This window comes from Leifsonia sp. HAY1-4F (genome assembly GCF_056755275.1).
The window spans coordinates 1-241 of sequence record NZ_JBNDHX010000558.1; the positions used below are offsets into that span (position 1 = coordinate 1).

General features: G+C 62.7%; 1 pseudogene. It reads left to right on the forward strand.

The window, feature by feature from the left end:
- Positions 1-241: pseudogene (locus ACPYOG_RS20485) on the forward strand (mannosyltransferase); the annotation flags it as partial.

Below are 241 nucleotides of genomic sequence, written 5' to 3' on the forward strand. Positions count from 1 at the left end.
GTCAAGGGCCTGCTCCTCCACTTCGGCATGCCGGACTCTTCGGTCACCAATCTTGTGTGGATGGCGCTGTCCTTGGTCCTGGTGGTGGTCGCCGGCCTCATTATCAGGTGGTCCGTGGCTGCGGATGAGAATTTCGTCGCGGTCTCTGCCACCGCCATCCTGATGCTCCTGATCAGTCCGGTGTCGTGGTCGCACCACTGGGTGTGGGTTGCCGTGGCCCTGCCCAGCATGGCCTTTGCGA